15 protein-coding genes are annotated in these 15878 nt (G+C 62.1%); 11 read left to right on the forward strand and 4 right to left on the reverse strand.

All coding sequences use genetic code 11. The features are described from left to right. The first annotated feature begins 52 nt into the window (after positions 1-52). Together ACTJJ6_RS08025 and ACTJJ6_RS08030 are read left to right on the forward strand one after the other, a co-directional pair. Positions 53-277, forward strand: a complete 225-nt coding sequence (locus tag ACTJJ6_RS08025) for a hypothetical protein (protein ID WP_016927372.1) — start codon at positions 53-55, stop codon at positions 275-277. Then, positions 274-540: a hypothetical protein gene (locus ACTJJ6_RS08030; protein WP_033650914.1), complete on the forward strand. Its 267-nt coding sequence runs from the start codon at positions 274-276 to the stop codon at positions 538-540. The genes ACTJJ6_RS08025 and ACTJJ6_RS08030 overlap by 4 nt, the downstream gene beginning before the upstream one ends. Positions 541-549: 9 nt before the next feature. On the opposite strand, the gene ACTJJ6_RS08035 is transcribed toward ACTJJ6_RS08030, so the two are convergent. The 3 genes from ACTJJ6_RS08035 to ACTJJ6_RS08045 are packed head-to-tail and all read right to left on the reverse strand — an operon-like array spanning position 550 to position 3127. After that, a complete protein-coding gene (locus tag ACTJJ6_RS08035) occupies positions 550-702 on the reverse strand; it encodes a DUF2474 domain-containing protein (RefSeq protein ID WP_016927374.1) in 153 nt (50 codons plus the stop codon). A 14-nt stretch (positions 703-716) separates the two neighbouring features. Beyond that, the gene (gene cydB, locus ACTJJ6_RS08040) at positions 717-1724 is read right to left on the reverse strand and encodes a cytochrome d ubiquinol oxidase subunit II (RefSeq protein ID WP_016927375.1); all 1008 of its coding nucleotides are present in this window, start codon (positions 1722-1724) and stop codon (positions 717-719) included. 2 nt (positions 1725-1726) lie between these two features. Further along, complete coding sequence (locus tag ACTJJ6_RS08045) at positions 1727-3127, reverse strand: cytochrome ubiquinol oxidase subunit I (protein WP_016927376.1); 1401 nt, start codon at positions 3125-3127, stop codon at positions 1727-1729. Positions 3128-3271: 144 nt separating this feature from the next. On the opposite strand from ACTJJ6_RS08045, the gene ACTJJ6_RS08050 reads away from it, so the two are divergent. The 6 genes from ACTJJ6_RS08050 (at position 3272) to ACTJJ6_RS08075 (ending at position 10434) form a co-directional block, all read left to right on the forward strand. Beyond that, entirely contained in the window at positions 3272-4690 is a 1419-nt protein-coding gene (locus tag ACTJJ6_RS08050; RefSeq protein WP_004934613.1) for an aminotransferase-like domain-containing protein, read from the forward strand. A gap of 187 nt (positions 4691-4877) precedes the next feature. Further along, positions 4878-6533, forward strand: coding sequence for an ABC transporter substrate-binding protein (locus ACTJJ6_RS08055; protein WP_433916023.1), 1656 nt, complete (start codon positions 4878-4880; stop codon positions 6531-6533). A 48-nt stretch (positions 6534-6581) separates the two neighbouring features. Next, positions 6582-7538 (forward strand): ABC transporter permease, encoded by a 957-nt coding sequence (locus tag ACTJJ6_RS08060; protein ID WP_004934604.1) that lies wholly within the window; start codon positions 6582-6584, stop codon positions 7536-7538. A gap of 4 nt (positions 7539-7542) precedes the next feature. Further along, positions 7543-8493, forward strand: a complete 951-nt coding sequence (gene opp4C, locus ACTJJ6_RS08065; RefSeq protein WP_016927379.1) for an oligopeptide ABC transporter permease — start codon at positions 7543-7545, stop codon at positions 8491-8493. Next, a complete protein-coding gene (locus ACTJJ6_RS08070) occupies positions 8490-9476 on the forward strand; it encodes an ABC transporter ATP-binding protein (protein WP_033640070.1) in 987 nt (328 codons plus the stop codon). Before opp4C ends, ACTJJ6_RS08070 begins: the two co-directional genes overlap by 4 nt. Continuing rightward, positions 9466-10434: an ABC transporter ATP-binding protein gene (locus ACTJJ6_RS08075; RefSeq protein WP_016927381.1), complete on the forward strand. Its 969-nt coding sequence runs from the start codon at positions 9466-9468 to the stop codon at positions 10432-10434. The genes ACTJJ6_RS08070 and ACTJJ6_RS08075 overlap by 11 nt, the downstream gene beginning before the upstream one ends. Positions 10435-10436: 2 nt before the next feature. On the opposite strand, the gene ACTJJ6_RS08080 is transcribed toward ACTJJ6_RS08075, so the two are convergent. Beyond that, entirely contained in the window at positions 10437-11411 is a 975-nt protein-coding gene (locus ACTJJ6_RS08080) for an alpha/beta hydrolase (protein ID WP_016927382.1), read from the reverse strand. Between the two features lie 647 nt (positions 11412-12058). Here ACTJJ6_RS08080 and ACTJJ6_RS08085 point away from each other — a divergent pair. From ACTJJ6_RS08085 to astD, 3 genes are read left to right on the forward strand one after another with little or no spacing between them, the layout of a single operon-like run. Further along, positions 12059-13273 (forward strand): aspartate aminotransferase family protein, encoded by a 1215-nt coding sequence (locus ACTJJ6_RS08085; RefSeq protein WP_015378175.1) that lies wholly within the window; start codon positions 12059-12061, stop codon positions 13271-13273. A gap of 52 nt (positions 13274-13325) precedes the next feature. Next, complete coding sequence (gene astA / locus ACTJJ6_RS08090) at positions 13326-14360, forward strand: arginine N-succinyltransferase (protein ID WP_004934585.1); 1035 nt, start codon at positions 13326-13328, stop codon at positions 14358-14360. Then, on the forward strand, positions 14360-15832 hold the full coding sequence (gene astD, locus ACTJJ6_RS08095; protein ID WP_049299188.1) for a succinylglutamate-semialdehyde dehydrogenase: 1473 nt from the start codon (positions 14360-14362) through the stop codon (positions 15830-15832). The genes astA and astD overlap by 1 nt, the downstream gene beginning before the upstream one ends. Positions 15833-15878: the final 46 nt, after the last annotated feature.

Below are 15878 nucleotides of genomic sequence, written 5' to 3' on the forward strand. Positions count from 1 at the left end.
GGCGTTCCAGTAGACTTTCCCTCGGTGAATCAACGACCACAGGAGGTGGAGTATGCGCAGCTTGCCGATTCGGTTATCGAATAAAATTGATGATGATCTGAACGATATTGCCCGGCGTCACGGGATGGAAAAAACCGAGGTAATTAAAATGGCGTTTGCACTGATCGCCATTGCCGATAAGTACTGGATGAAACAGGATGGCACTTCTCTTGGCATTGTACGGGAGAATGGTGAACAGCTTGAAGCGGTGGGGCGGGTCGTGGAGATCTTCCCATGAACATCGAAAGCCGTAATCTGCGCGATGAGGCCAGCCAGGTTTATCTGGAGCAGGTCTTGGTCTTCGACGAAATGGAGCGGCTGCGCCTGGCGCGCCAGGTACTGTGCGGGATATTCGCCGTCAGCGTGGGCGTATTCGCCGCCCACGCCTATTGGGACAAAAACGAAGCGCTCGGTCAAGTGTTCGAACTGGTCAAGATCGGCGCCTTGCCGCTGGTCACGCTGGTGGTCTCTTTTTACTTTCCCAACAGCGCGTCCAGATAAGGCGCCGCGTCAATGCGACTTCATGCCCGCCGCGGTCATCAGCAGGCGGAACAGCGAGGCGACCACGAACAGCCCCAGCACGCTGGCGCTCCAGATGATCACCAGCCAACCGATGCGTTTCCACCAGGGCGCCGGAGCGGTTGCCGCCGTTTTATCTTGCATAGCGTCCTCCCTCCTCAGTGATAGCCGTGTTCATGGCTGATCTTGCCGCGGAACACGTAGTAGCTCCAGAAGGTGTAGACCAGAATGATCGGGATGATGAACAGCGCGCCCACCAGCATAAAACCGAGGCTCTGCGGCGGCGCGGCGGCGTCCCACAGGCTGATGGCCGGCGGGATCAGGTGCGGCCAGATGCTGATGCCAAGCCCGCTCAGGCCGAGGAACACCAGCAGCAGCGTCAGCATGAACGGCGAGTAGTGCGCGCCGCGTTTCACCCCGCGGTGAATGCCCCAGGCGCTGAGCAGCACCAGCAGCGGCACCGGCAGCAGCCAGAACAGGTTCGGCAGCGTAAACCAGCGGGCGGCGATTTCCGGATGGGCGATCGGCGTCCAGACACTGACCGCAGCCAGTACCAGCAACAGGATCGCCAGCAGCGGCGTCGCCAGGTGATACATGCGCGCCTGCAGATCACCGGCGGTTTTCATCACCAGCCAGGTGCAACCGAGCAGGGCGTAGGTCACCACCAGCCCCAGCCCGCAGAACAGCGCGAACGGCGTCAGCCAGTCCAGCGCGCCGCCGGCGTAGGTGCGGCCTTCGACCGGGAAGCCGTTGATCACGGCGCCCACCACCACACCCTGGCTGAAGGTGGCGAACAGTGAGCCCCAGATAAACGCCTTGTCCCAGATATGGCGCTTCTCCGGCGTCGCCTTGAAGCGAAACTCGAAGGCTACGCCGCGGAAAATCAGCCCGATCAGCATCAGCGTCAGCGGGATCGCCAGCGCGTCGAGGATCACCGAATAGGCCAGCGGGAAGGCGCCGAACAGCGCCGCGCCGCCCAGCACCAGCCAGGTCTCATTGCCGTCCCACACCGGGGCGACGGTGTTCATCATCAGATCGCGGTCGCCGCTCTCTTTCACCCACGGAAACAGAATGCCGATGCCCAGGTCGAAACCGTCCATCACCACGTACATCATGGTGCTGAACACGATGATGACAAACCAAATCAGCGGAAGATCGATACCCATGTTCAGCTCCTGTCGTCCAGAGTGTCGTTGACCGCGGACAGCGGACGCGCCGGGCGGCCCTCGGTATTGTCTTCTTGGTGTTCATGCGGCTGCGGCCCTTTGCGGATCAGGCGCATCATGTAGGAATACCCCACGCCGAACACCGAGCAGTAGACGATAATGAACGCCAGCAGGCTGATGCTCATGTGCAGATCGCCGTGCGCGGAGACCGCATCCTTGGTGCGCAGCAGGCCATACACCACCCACGGCTGGCGGCCTATCTCGGTGGTGAACCAGCCCGCCAGCAGCGCCAGCAGTCCGGATGGACCCATCCACAGAATGAAGTACAGGAACGGGCGCGACTGATACAGCCCGCCGCGCCAGCGCAGCCACAGGCTCCACACCCCGGCCAGAATCATCAGCATGCCCAGCCCGACCATGATGCGGAACGACCAGAACACCACGGTGGAGTTGGGGCGGTCCTCCGGCGGGAACGATTTGAGAGCCGGCACCTGCTCGGTCAGGCTGTGCGTCAGGATCAGGCTGCCGAGGTAGGGCACCTCCAGCTTGAAGCGGGTCTCTTCACGCTGCATGTCCGGCCAACCGACCAGGATCAGCGGCGTGGCTTCGCCCGGCGGGTTTTCCCAGTGGCCTTCGATGGCGGCGATCTTCGCCGGCTGATGTTTCAGCGTATTCAGGCCGTGCGCATCGCCGATCATCGCCTGCACCGGCGCGACGATCAGCGCCATCCACATCGCCATCGACAGCATTTTGCGCATCGCCGGGGTATCGCGGCCGCGCAGCAGATGCCAGGCGGCAGAGGCGCCGACGAAGAACGCCGAGGAGAGGAAGGCGGCGGTGGACATGTGCAACAGGCGGTACGGAAAGGACGGGTTGAAGATCACCTTCAGCCAGTCGACCGGCACCACCTGGCCATTGATGATTTCATGCCCCTGCGGCGTCTGCATCCAGCTGTTGGAGGCCAGGATCCAGAAGGTGGAGATCAGTGTGCCGAGCGCGACCATGCAGGTGGCGAAGAAGTGCAGCCCTGGGCCGACGCGGTTCCAGCCGAACAACATCACGCCGAGGAAACCGGCTTCGAGGAAGAAGGCGGTCAGCACTTCATAAGTCAGCAGCGGCCCGGTAATGCTGCCGGCAAACTCGGAGAAGAAGCTCCAGTTGGTGCCGAACTGATAGGCCATCACCAGCCCGGACACCACGCCCATGCCGAAGTTAACGGCGAAAATCTTTGACCAGAAATGGTAAAGCTCACGGTAGGCTTCATTGTGCGTTTTCAACCATAACCCTTCCAGCACCGCCAGATAGCTGGCTAAACCGATGGTGATGGCGGGGAAGATGATATGGAAAGACACGGTGAAGGCGAACTGTATTCTGGCGAGTTCCAGTGCATCAAGACCCAGCATGGCGCCTCCTAGGGTTGAACATAAATTAACCTCTTGAGTATAGCTGTCATTTTTATGTGAAAAGCTTGGCGTTAAGTTAATCACGAAGTACAGTGACTATAATAGTGACAGTTATTTTACTTTTTCATATAACAGTTAATGGTTATGACCCGATACGAGCAGCTTGCGCAGCAGATTAGAGAACAGATCCAGAACCGGGTGTGGCGGGCGGGCGACAAGCTGCCTTCGCTGCGCGAGAGCGGCAAACGCGCCGGATTAAGCCTGATGACGGTGGTGCAGTCTTACCAACTGCTGGAGAGCCAGGGGTGGATCGTCGCCCGGCCGCAGTCGGGCTACTATGTGGCGGCGCGTCCGCAGCCGCTGCCTCAGCCTTCGCGCGGCGAGAAACTGCTGCTGAGTGAGCAGGTGGACATCAACGCCTTTATTTTCGACGTGTTGCAGGCCTGCAAGGATCCGGACATCGTGCCTTTCGGTTCGGCGTTTCCCGACGCCACGCTGTTCGCCCAGCCGAAGCTGGCGCGGGCGCTGAGCAGCGTAGCGCGCAAGTTCACGCCGCACAGTTCGCTGGCCAACCTGCCGCCGGGCAACGACGCGCTGCGGCGGCACATTGCCCAACGTTATGCGCTGAGCGGCATGCAGGTTGCGCCGGACGAAATTGTCATCACCGCCGGGGCGATGGAGTCGCTCAGCCTCAGCCTGCAGGCGGTGACCCAACCGGGCGACTATGTGGCGATCGAGTCGCCGGCGTTTTACGGCGCGTTGCAGGCGCTGGAACGGCTGCGGTTGAAGGCGGTGGCGATCGCCACCCATCCGCAGGACGGCATCGATCTGGACGCGCTGCAGCAGGCGGTGGAACAGTATCCGATCAAAGCCTGCTGGTTGATGACCCACTTCCAGAACCCGCAGGGCGCCACCCTGCCGGAAGCCAACAAACAGCGTCTGGTGGCGCTGCTGCGCGAACGGCAGATCTCGTTGATCGAAGACGATGTCTACGGCGAGCTGTACTTCAGCGCCGAACGGCCATTGCCGGCCAAGGCGCTCGACAGCGGCGGCCAAATTCTGCACTGTTCGTCGTTTTCCAAATGCCTGGCGCCGGGCTTTCGCGTCGGCTGGGTGGCGGCGGGGCGTTATGCGCAGCAGATCCAGCGTTTGCAGCTGATGAGCACCGTTTCCACCAGCGTGCCGACCCAAATGGCGCTGGCGGATTATCTGCTGCACGGCGGCTACGACACCCACCTGCGGCGGTTGCGCCGCCTGCTGGCCCAGCGCCAAAGCGCGATGCGTCAGGCGATCGCCCACCATTTCCCGCCGACGGTGAAGGTCAGCCAGCCCGACGGCGGTTACTTCCTGTGGCTGGAGCTCGATCCGGCGCTGTCGTCGATGGAGCTGTACCGGCGGGCCCTTTCCCGGGGCATCAGCATCGCGCCGGGGCGCATGTTCACCACCGGCGACCATTTCAACCACTGCTTCCGTCTCAACGCCTCTTTTGAATGGAATGACCGCTTTGAAGAGGCGATAAAAACCTTAGCCAAACTTATTCGGGGGCTGGCGGCGGCCGGCTGAACCGCATTTTCCCCGCCGCTTCGCCCCAGAAAAATTCATAATGCTTTTTTCGGCAATGGAATGCCGGTTTCGTTGTTAGACAGCCCTCCAGCCGCCCATTACTCTGCGATAAATTTTGTCACATTTTTATCAACGGGTAGACGAGGGGCAGTGGGTGAGTAGAATAAAAAACAAGCTAAACAAACTGTTGCGTTATCGGTTGACGCCGCTGGCGTTGATCTGCGCGCTGGGATTGAGCGCCGGCGCGCAGGCGGAAACGCTGGCCGAAGGCATCACGCCGGCCAGCGACGTCAGCCGGGTGCCGGCCGCCGCCAAGCTGCGCAAAGACACCGTGGTGGCGGGCATCTCGGAACCGCAGGGGATTTTCAACCCGTATCTGTTCACCAACGGCTGGGACGAGAACGTGACCGACGTGATCTTCAGCCGCCTGATCGGCCTGGACAGCCAGGGCAAGCCGGAAGGGCGCCTGGCGGAATCCTGGCAGGTCAGCCCCGATAATCTGACCTATACCATCAAGCTGCGGCCGAATCTGGTCTACAGCGACGGCTCGCCGCTGAAAGCCGACGATATCGCCTTTACCCTGACGCTGCTGCACGATCCGGCCTATGACGGCGACACCGATATCACGCCGGCGCACATCCAGGGCGGCGCCGAGTATAAAAACGGTACCGCCGCCGGCATCAGCGGGCTGAAGGTGATCGACGATCGCACCATTCAGATCGTCACCACCCAACCGGGCGCGACCACGTTGCAACTGATTGGCGGGCCGGTATTGTCGCGGGCTTACTACGGCAAAGACTATCAGCGCGGCAAGCTCGACAGCGTGCGCGCTTTCAACGGCAAGCCGCTCGGCAACGGCCCCTATATTTACGACAAGTACGTGCCGGGGCAGGAGATCCGCTTCCACGCCAACCCGAACTTCTACCTCGGCCCGCCGCCGATGGCGCGCTTTATCTACCGCGTCACCAACCCGGCCACCAACTTCCAGTTGTTCCAGACCGGTGAGACCGACTACGACGCCTTTACCGCCAAGCCGGACGATATCGAACAGCTCAAGCTGCTCGGCTTCGCCAATATCAACCTTTACAGCTCAAGCGATTACAGCCGCATCGACTTCAACCTCAAGCGCCCGGCGCTGCAGGACAAACGGGTGCGCCAGGCGCTGATTTACGGCCTGGATCGGCAAAAATTGATCGCCGTGGTGTACCAAGGGTATGGCAAGGTCGCCAACCAGCCGATTTCGCCGATCTCCTGGGCTTACGACGCCAACGGCATCAATCCTTACGCTTACGATCTCGATAAGGCCAAAAAGCTGTTGGACGAGGCTGGCTGGCAGGTGGGCGCTGACGGTATCCGGCAGAAAGACGGTAAAAAGCTGGAGCTGACGCTGCTGGTGACCAAAAAGCTGATCAACGACGCGCTGGTGCCGATCGCCAAGGATAACTACCGCCGGCTCGGCGTGGTGCTGAAACCGCAGGTATTGGATTTCAACGCGCTGCTGGCGCAGCGCAAGGCGGGCAATTACGACCTGGCGTCCCTCAGCACCAGTACGCTGAACGATCCGCACGACGGCGTGCGCGATTTCATCAGCCGCGAGAGCGAGACCGGCTACCATAACCCACAGGTGGATGCGCTGATCGCCAGGGCCAACGCCACGCTGGATATCGCCCAGCGCAAGCCGCTGTACCACCAGCTGTATCAGGCGCTGTCGGACGATCCGCCGGTGATCCTGCTCGGCAACCGCGAGATTTTGAGCGCCAGCAGCGCGCGCGTCACCGGCTTTAAACCGGATATCTATAACGGATTGGTCGGCAGCCTGCCGAACGTCAAACCGGCGCTGTAACGCCCTGACGCCGCCGCGCTATTCCGGGCGGCGGCGATGGAACCCGCGATGAGAAACTTTATCTTGCGCCGTCTGTTGCAGACTATCCCGATGCTGCTGTTGGCTTCCTTGCTGATTTTTTGCATTTTCGCCCTGGCGCCCGGCGACTTTATCGACGGCAACATCAACCTGACCGCGCAACGCGCCGCCGAGCTGCGGGCGCTGTACGGGCTGGATCAGCCGCTGTTCAGCCGCTATCTGCACTGGCTTGGCCGGCTGCTGCAGGGCGACCTCGGCTTTTCACTGCAGTACCAGATCCCGGTCAGCACGCTGCTGAACCAATACATCTGGAACTCGTTCCTGCTGGCGGCGGTGGCGATGGTGTTGTATTGGGGCATCGCGCTGGCGGTGGGGGTGATCTCGGCGATGAAACCCTATTCGCTGTTCGATCATCTGATCACCGTGGCGGTGTTCGCCGCCATGTCGTTTCCGACGTTCTTCCTGTGCCTGTTGCTGATCAAATGGTTCGCCGTCGATCTGCACTGGCTGCCGGCGGGCGGCATGCTGCGCACCGGTAGCGAGGCGAGCGGGCTGGCCTGGGCGCTGGAGGTGGCGGCGCACCTGCTGTTGCCGGTGCTGGCGCTGGTGATGCTGCAGGCCGGCAGCCTGACGCGCTATTTCCGCGCCAGCATGCTGGAGGTGATCCGCATGGACTATATTCGCACCGCGCGCGCCAAAGGGCTCAGGGAGAAAACGGTGATCCTCAAACACGCGCTGCGCAATGCGCTGTTGCCGATCATCACCCTGCTGGGGTTCGAGCTGCCGGGATTGTTCTCCGGCGCGCTGATCACCGAAAAAATCTTCAACTGGCCGGGCGCCGGACATATCCATATCGATTCGCTGGCGGCGCGTGATTACCCGGTATTGATGGGGTTCACGCTGTTTCTGGCCGCCTTGACCATTCTCGGCAATCTGCTGGCGGACATTCTGTACGCCTACGCCGATCCACGCATTCGCTTGAGGTAACACGATGTTGGCTACGTTGTTTTTCGGCCGCCGTCGCCGCTGGCGCCAGGCGCAACTGCCGGCGCTGGCGCAACTGTCGCCACCGCCCGCGGCGCAGGCCTGGCGACGGCTGCGCCGCCACCGGCCGGCGATGATTTCGCTGGCGTTGCTGGTGCTGTTGGCGTTGCTGTGCCTGATTGGGCCGTCGTTGTCGCCGTGGCGCGACGATGCCGGCGATGTGCTGAATATCAATCAGGCGCCCAGCGGCGCGCACTGGTTGGGCACCGACTTTCTCGGCCGCGATATCTGCACCCGGCTGCTGCTGGCGGGGCGGATATCGCTGACCATCGGCCTGGTGTCGATGCTGCTGTCGGTGACGCTGGGCTACGTGCTGGGGGCGCTTTCCGGTTATCTGGGCGGCGTGGCGGATCGGCTGATCATGCGCTTCGCCGATCTGCTGATGACCATTCCCGGCCTGCCGCTGTTGATCATCATGGGCGCGATGCTGACCGAACTCGATGTGTCGCCGGACTACCGCATCTACATGGTGATGATCATGCTGAGCCTGCTGGGCTGGCCGTCACTGGCGCGGCTGGTGCGCGGCCAGATCCTGTCGCTGCGCGAGCGGGATTTCATGTTGGCCACCGAAGTGCTGGGGCTCTCCACCCGGCGGCGCCTCTTCGGCCATCTGTTGCCCAATACCGTGCCGATTTTGGTGGTGGTCGCCACCATGGCGGTGGCCAACGCCATCCTCAGCGAGTCGGCGTTGAGCTACCTTGGGCTGGGCGTGGTGCCGCCGACGCCGTCGTGGGGCAACATGATGGACGCCGCCAACAGCCTGATCGACTTTCAGCGCCGCCCTTGGCTGTGGATGCCGCCGGGGCTGGCGATCTTCGTCACCGTGGTGGCGATCAATATCTTGGGCGACGGCCTGCGGGACGCGCTCGATCCGAAAATGAGCGGGGTAAAACGATGAGTCAACCGCTGGTGGCGTTCGACCGACTGTCGGTGTCGTTTCAGGGCGAGCAGGGGCCGGTGCGGGCGGTGCAGCAGGTCAGCCTGGAACTGCAGGCCGGGCAAACGCTGGGGATCGTCGGCGAATCGGGCTGCGGCAAAAGCGTGACCGCCATGGCGCTGATGGGGCTGTTGCCGCAGCCGCTGGCGCAGGTAGACGGCGGTGAGATTCGCTTTGAAGGGCAAAACCTGCTGTCGCTACGGGCATCCAAGATGGCGGATCTGCGCGGCAACCGGCTGGCGATGATTTTTCAAGAGCCGATGAGCGCGCTTAATCCGGTGTTGACCCTCGGCGAACAACTGGTGGAGCCGCTGATCAGGCACTTGCTTCTGTCGCCGAAAGCGGCCTGGCGTCAGGCGGTGCAACGGCTGGAGGAGGTGGGGTTGGCGCGCGCGGAGGCGCTGATGCGCTGCTACCCGCACCAGCTTTCCGGCGGCATGCTGCAGCGCGTGATGATCGCCATGGCGATAGGGTGCCGGCCGGCGCTGCTGATCGCCGATGAACCGACCACGGCGCTCGACGTCACGGTACAGGCGCAAATCCTGGCGTTGCTGCGCGAGCAGAGCCGGCGACACAATATGGCGATGATCTTGATCACCCACGATCTTGGGGTGATCGCACAAATGGCGGATCGGCTGGCGGTGATGTACGCCGGGCGCGTCGTCGAGCAGGGCACGACGCGGGAAGTGCTGGCCGAACCGCGGCACCCTTATACTCAAGGGCTGATCGCCTCGCGGCCGGTGCCGGGACAGCGGCGTCGCCGTTTGTACTCCATTCCCGGCCAGGTGCCGGATCTGGCGCGGCTGCCTGAACACTGCGCGTTTGCCGAGCGCTGCGCGCAGGCCACCGCGCGCTGCCGCGATGGCATTCCGCCGCTGTACGGGACTCAGCAGCGCCAATCCGCCTGCTTCCTCAACGCCGGAGGGCGCCCGCATGTCGACTGAACCCTTGGTGGAAGTGAAAGGGTTAAAGAAATATTTCCCGCTGCGCGACGGGCTGTTCGGGCGCACCACCGGCCAACTGAAGGCGGTGGACGACGTCAGCTTCAGCATCCGCAAGGGCCGCGTTTTCGGACTGGTGGGCGAGTCCGGCAGCGGCAAAACCACCGTCGGCCGCACGCTGCTCGGCCTGCACGATAAAACCGCCGGCGAGGTGCTGTTCAAAGGGCAGGCGCTGGATAGCCTCAACAAAGACGCGCTGCGCGCCCTGCGGCCGAAAATGCAGCTGGTGTTTCAGGATCCGTACAGCTCGCTGAACCCGCGTCTGCGCGTGGGCGACGCCATCGGCGAAGCGCTGTTGCAGCACGGCCTGGCAAGCAAGGCGGAACTGCGCGAACGGGTGCTCGATACCCTGGCGATCTGCGGGCTGTCGCCGCAGCATTACGGGCGGTTTCCACATGAGTTTTCCGGCGGCCAGCGGCAGCGCATCGGCATCGCGCGCGCGCTGATCCTGCAACCGGAATTTATCGTCGCCGATGAACCGATATCGGCGCTCGACGTGTCGATCCAGGCGCAGATCATCAATCTGTTTTCCGATTTGCAGGAACGGCAGGGGGTGACGCTGCTGTTTATTTCGCACGATCTCGGCGTGGTGGAGCATCTGTGCCAGGACGTGGCGGTGATGTATCTGGGGCAGATCGTCGAGAGCGCCGACCGCGATTCGCTGTTTCGCCAGCCGCTGCATCCCTACACGCAGGCCTTGTTGGCGGCGGTGCCGACGTTGGATGCGCAACGTTCGCCGGCGTGGGCGGCCGGCGGCGAGCCGCCGAACCCCGCCAACCCGCCGCGCGGCTGCCGTTTCCATCCCCGCTGCCCGCTGGCCACGGCGCAATGCCGTGAACAGGCGCCGCATCTGCGCAGCGTGGCTCCCGGCCATCAGGTGGCTTGCCACGTGGTTGGCTAGCGTCAGGACAGATAGTGCTTCAACGCGCGCCCGGCCTGGTGGATCGCCGAATGCACCGCCGGGACGTGGGCGAGCGGATTCAACAGGCCGTAATCGTGGATCAGGCCGTTGTAGCGGGTGGCGGTGACCTCGACGCCGGCGGCGTCAAGCAGACGCGCGTAAGCTTCCCCTTCATCGCGCAACACGTCCAGCTCGGCGGTTTGCACCAGCGCCGGCGGCAAGCCCCGCAGCTGTTCCGACGTGGCGTTGAGCGGCGAGGCGTAGATGTTTTTGCGCTGCGCCTTATCGGGCGCATAGCTGTCCCAAAACCACTTCATCATGTTGCGGGTCAGGAAATGGCCTTCGGCGAACTGATGATAGGAATCGGTATCAAAATGGGCGTGCGTGACGGGCCACAGCAGGATCTGGCAACGCAGCGCCGGTATGCCTTTCTCTTTGGCCATCAGGCTGACCACCGCCGCCATATTGCCGCCGACGCTGTTGCCGACCACCGCCAGCCGTGACCCATCGACGTTGATTTTTTCGCCGTACTCGGCCACCCATTCCGTGGCGGCATAGGCCAGATTGATCGCCTGTGGGTAATGCGCTTCCGGGGAACGGGGGTAGTTGACGAACACCGCCGCCGCGCCGGAGCTGTAAACCAGATCGCGCACCAGCCGTTCATGGGTGGGAAAATCGCCCAGCACCCAGCCGCCGCCGTGAAAGAACATGAATACCGGCAACGCCTCCTTGACCCTGGCCGGTCGCACCAGATGCAGCAGAATATCCTGGCCCTCAACGTGGATGGTTTTCTCGCTGATTTCCACCTCGCGCAGCGGCACCTCGACGCTGCGTTGCGCGTCCTCCAAAACCCTGCGCGCCTCTTTGGGCTTCATCTGCTCCATGGGTTTACCGCCGGCGGCATTCAGCGCGTCGAGAAACGCGCGGATGTCGTGTTGGGCGTGCGGCTGGCTGAGATCGACGGTTTTCTTGGGCATGGTGGCTCCTTGTGCGCAGAAGAGAAGGGGCGGTCAGGATCACAGTGTAGCCGCTGGCGTACAAAGCAGGAACCGCGGTCAACGCGGCTCCTTTATCGGGTGGCGTCGCTGCCGCGTTGCACCATGCTGGCGCGCCGCCGCACCCGATGGGGGCAAAAAGTGTGATAGCGAGCAAATTGGGTGAAATTATTTTTGCGAGCCCGATCAGAAATCCTGAAGTTTTTCGTAATTGAATAGGATTTCGCACGCAATGATGATTTTAGGCCTTATTTTTTAATTTATGCATTACCAATGCATAGAAAATGAATAAATATTCACTATAAGCCGTTGTTTTAACGTAAAAAATAGCAAAATCCGGCAAAAATCCCGTTTTGGCACGATAGCTGCTCTACACTCTTTATCAAACGACATGTATTTTAACTGCTCGTTAACATTTACTCCCCGCTCAGGGACCGGATATACGCCATAAATAGTGAAAAACCGATTTTATGTAACAGATTTGTTTCTAAATCAGCGGTGAGGGACAGCATTTTCTCCGCCGCGAAAGTCGGTTTTGAACAACGGTTTTTTTGCATTGTGGCGGTCTAACCGGGCTTGAGCGGCCCTTACAGTCAAAATTCAGCCTTTGCTGAGATTATGAGGTCACTATGGAACAGCCAATCGCAGTTACCCGCCAGTCTTTCGACGACTGGATGGTCCCGGTTTATGCCCCTGCCGATTTTATTCTGGTGCGTGGCGAAGGATCGCAGGTGTGGGATCAGCAGGGTAAGTCTTACATCGATTTCGCCGGCGGCATCGCGGTTAACGCGTTGGGCCATGCGCACCCGGCGGTCAAGGCGGCGCTGGTGGAGCAGGCGGGCAAACTGTGGCATCTGGGCAATGGTTATACCAACGAACCGGTACTGCGTCTGGCCAAAAAACTGATCGACGCCACGTTCGCCGACAAGGTGTTTTTCTGTAATTCGGGTGCAGAAGCCAACGAAGCGGCGCTGAAACTGGCGCGCAAGCATGCGCACGACCAGCACGGCGCCGGTAAAGATCAGATTGTGGCGTTCAACAACGCGTTCCACGGCCGTACGCTGTTCACCGTTTCCGCCGGCGGCCAGCCGAAATATTCGCAGGATTTTGCGCCGCTGCCGGGCGGCATCACCCATACGCCGTATAACGATCTGGCCGCAGCGGCCGAGCTTATCAACGATCGCACCTGCGCGGTGATCGTCGAGCCGATCCAGGGCGAGGGCGGCGTGCTGCCGGCGGAGGCCAGTTTCCTGCAGGGGCTGCGTGAACTGTGCGATCGTCATAACGCGCTGCTGATCTTCGACGAAGTGCAGACCGGCGTCGGCCGCACCGGCCACCTGTATGCCTACATGCAGTACGGCGTGGTGCCGGACGTGCTGACGACCGCCAAAGCGCTGGGCGGCGGCTTCCCGATCGGCGCGATGCTGACCACCGATGCGCTGGCGAAAACGCTGGGCGTCGGCACCCACGGCACCACCTACGGCGGCAACCCGCTGGCGACGGCGGTGGCGGGGGAAGTGTTCTCCATCATCAACACGCCGGAAGTGCTGGAAGGCGTCAAGCAACGTCACCAGTGGTTCATCGACGGGTTGAACGACATCAACCGCCAGTACCCGATCTTCGCCGAGATCCGCGGGGGCGGTTTGCTGATCGGCTGCCAATTGAAGAAAGATTATGCCGGCAAAGCGAAGCAGATCACCCAACTGGCCAACGAAGAAGGCGTTATCGCGCTGATCGCCGGCCCGGACGTGGTGCGTTTCACGCCGTCGCTGATCATCCCTGAGCAGGATGTGAAAGAGGGGCTGGCGCGATTCGCGCGCGCCGTGGCGCGCATTTGCAGCTAATCAGCGGGCTGCGCCTTCACCGGCGCAGCCTGATTCAGAAGAGGTTCGCATTATGATGATTATTCGCCCTATAGAGCGTCGCGATCTGGCGGATTTACTGACGCTTGCCGGTAAATCCGGCATCGGTCTCACTTCACTGCCGCAGAATGAAGATACCTTGTCGGCACGCATTGAGCGGGCGTTAAAAACCTGGCAAGGCGAACTTCCGCAAAGTGACCAGTGTTATTTGTTCGTGTTGGAAGACAGCGAGCGCCGGCAGGCGGTGGGGGTCTGCGCGATCGAAGTGGCCGTCGGCCTGGCGGAACCCTGGTACAGCTTCCGCGTCGGCACGCAGGTGCACGCTTCCAAACAGCTGAACGTCTATAAGTCGGTGCCGACGCTGTTCCTGAGCAACGACCATACCGGGCATTCGGAACTGTGCACGCTGTTCCTCGATCCGGATTATCGCCACGGCGAGAACGGCAAACTGCTGTCGAAGGTGCGTTTCCTGTTTATCGCCGCGTTCCGTGAACGCTTCTCCCGCCGTCTGATCGCCGAGATGCGCGGTTTCTCCGATGAAAACGGCCGTTCGCCGTTCTGGGAGAGCGTCGGCCACCGTTTCTTCTCCATCGAGTTCGCCAAGGCGGACTACCTGAGCGGCACCGGGCAAAAGGCGTTTATCGCCGAGCTGATGCCGAAACACCCGTTGTATGTCGATTTTCTGGCCGAAGATGCGCAGAAAGTGATTGGCGAAGTGCACCCGCAAACCCTGCCGGCGCGCCGGTTGCTGGAGGCGGAAGGCCTGAGCTATCAGGGCTACGTCGATATCTTCGACGGCGGTCCGACGCTGGAAGCGGAGATCGACCATATCCGCGCGGTCAAGCAGAGCCGCCTGGTGAAAGTGGTGCTGGATGACACGCCGATGCGCGCCGATGCGCCGGTGCATCTGGTGGCCAACGACAACTATCAGAATTACCGCGCACTGTTGGTCAATGCCGATCTGTATGACGACCGCCTGCATATCAACGCCGCCACCGCTGCGGCGCTGGGCGTCGAACAGGGCAGCCCGGTGCGGGTGCTCCCCCTTATTGCACAGGAGAAAGCATGATGTCCCATCCTGCTCTGTTGATTAACGGCGTCTGGCGGCAGGGCCGCGGCGCCGAGTTCGGCAAGGCCGATCCGGTCGGCAACCAGCCGCTGTGGCGCGCTAACGCCGCCGACGCCGACGACGTCGCCGCCGCCTGCGAAGCCGCGCGCGCCGCGTTCCCCGCTTGGGCGCGCACGCCGTTCGAGCAGCGCGAACAGCTGGTGAAACGCTTCGCCGCCTTGCTGGAAGAACACAAGCAGTCGCTGGCGGAAACCATCAGCCGCGAGACAGGCAAGCCGCGTTGGGAAACGCTGACTGAAATTCAGGCGATGATCGGCAAAGTGGGCATTTCGCTGCAGGCCTATCAGACGCGCACCGGTTTTAGCCAGACGGCGATGGCCGACGGCGCTTCGGTGCTGCGCCACCGTCCGCACGGCGTGCTGGCGGTGTTTGGGCCTTACAATTTCCCCGGCCATCTGCCGAACGGCCATATCGTGCCGGCGCTGTTGGCCGGTAACTGCGTGGTATTCAAACCGAGCGAGCTGACGCCGTTGACCGCCGAGGAGACCCTGAAACTGTGGCTGCGGGCCGGTCTGCCGGACGGGGTGATCAATCTGGTGCAAGGCGGCCGCGAAACCGGCGAAGCGTTGGCGGCCAGTGCGGATATCGACGGTCTGCTGTTCACCGGCAGCGCCGGCACCGGCTATCACCTGCATCGCCAATTGGCGGGGCAGCCGGAGAAGATCCTGGCGCTGGAGATGGGCGGCAACAATGCGCTGATCGTCGACGGCTTCGAGGATCGCGACGCGGCGGTCAACCTGGCTATCCAGTCGGCGTTTATCTCCGCCGGCCAACGCTGCACCTGTTCGCGTCGGATTCTGGTGAAGCAAGGGGCGGAAGGCGACGCTTTTATCGCGCGTTTGGTTCAGGTGGCGGGCGAACTGCGCGTCGGCCGTTGGGATGCCGAACCGCAGCCGTTCATGGGCGGGGTGGTGTCGGCGGCCGCGGCGGAAAACATGCTGAAAGCGCAGCAACGTTTGCTGGCGCTGGGCGGCAAATCGCTGCTGAGCATGCGTCTGCTGGAGCCGGGCAGTTCGCTGCTCAGCCCGGGCATCGTCGATCTGACCGGCGTGGCCGGCGTACCGGACGAAGAGTATTTCGGGCCGTTGACCACCATCGTGCGTTATCGCGATTTTGACGAGGCGCTGCAGCTCGCCAACCGGACGCGCTACGGCCTGTCGGTGGGGCTGGTATCGCCGCAGCGCGAGCTGTTCGAGCGGCTGTTGCTGGAAGCGCGCGCCGGCATCGTCAACTGGAACAAGCCGCTGACCGGGGCGTCTAGCGCGGCGCCGTTCGGTGGCGTGGGGGCCTCCGGCAACCATCGCCCAAGCGCCTTCTATGCGGCGGACTATTGCGCCTGGCCGATGGCTTCGCTGGAAAGCGAAAGCCTGTCGCTGCCGGCCACGCTCTCGCCGGGCTTGTCGTTCCGTTAATCGTCTGCGGCGGCGCGATGGCGCTGCCGCACGCTATCCCCAGGGG

Origin of the sequence: Serratia sp. 22278, from assembly GCF_052045405.1 — a bacterium.
GTDB lineage: Bacteria > Pseudomonadota > Gammaproteobacteria > Enterobacterales > Enterobacteriaceae > Serratia > Serratia marcescens.

Excerpts from the sequence above, each read along its gene's own strand:
- ACTJJ6_RS08070 (WP_033640070.1), top strand. The coding sequence starts at position 8,490 with ATGAGTCAACCGCTGGTGGCGTTCGACCGACTGTCGGTGTCGTTTCAG.
- ACTJJ6_RS08050 (WP_004934613.1), top strand. The coding sequence starts at position 3,272 with ATGACCCGATACGAGCAGCTTGCGCAGCAGATTAGAGAACAGATCCAG.
- ACTJJ6_RS08085 (WP_015378175.1), top strand. The coding sequence starts at position 12,059 with ATGGAACAGCCAATCGCAGTTACCCGCCAGTCTTTCGACGACTGGATG.
- astA (WP_004934585.1), top strand. The coding sequence starts at position 13,326 with ATGATGATTATTCGCCCTATAGAGCGTCGCGATCTGGCGGATTTACTG.
- ACTJJ6_RS08025 (WP_016927372.1), top strand. The coding sequence starts at position 53 with ATGCGCAGCTTGCCGATTCGGTTATCGAATAAAATTGATGATGATCTG.
- ACTJJ6_RS08035 (WP_016927374.1), bottom strand. The coding sequence starts at position 702 with ATGCAAGATAAAACGGCGGCAACCGCTCCGGCGCCCTGGTGGAAACGC.
- ACTJJ6_RS08045 (WP_016927376.1), bottom strand. The coding sequence starts at position 3,127 with ATGCTGGGTCTTGATGCACTGGAACTCGCCAGAATACAGTTCGCCTTC.
- ACTJJ6_RS08030 (WP_033650914.1), top strand. The coding sequence starts at position 274 with ATGAACATCGAAAGCCGTAATCTGCGCGATGAGGCCAGCCAGGTTTAT.
- ACTJJ6_RS08060 (WP_004934604.1), top strand. The coding sequence starts at position 6,582 with ATGAGAAACTTTATCTTGCGCCGTCTGTTGCAGACTATCCCGATGCTG.
- ACTJJ6_RS08075 (WP_016927381.1), top strand. The coding sequence starts at position 9,466 with ATGTCGACTGAACCCTTGGTGGAAGTGAAAGGGTTAAAGAAATATTTC.
- cydB (WP_016927375.1), bottom strand. The coding sequence starts at position 1,724 with ATGGGTATCGATCTTCCGCTGATTTGGTTTGTCATCATCGTGTTCAGC.
- opp4C (WP_016927379.1), top strand. The coding sequence starts at position 7,543 with ATGTTGGCTACGTTGTTTTTCGGCCGCCGTCGCCGCTGGCGCCAGGCG.
- astD (WP_049299188.1), top strand. The coding sequence starts at position 14,360 with ATGTCCCATCCTGCTCTGTTGATTAACGGCGTCTGGCGGCAGGGCCGC.
- ACTJJ6_RS08080 (WP_016927382.1), bottom strand. The coding sequence starts at position 11,411 with ATGCCCAAGAAAACCGTCGATCTCAGCCAGCCGCACGCCCAACACGAC.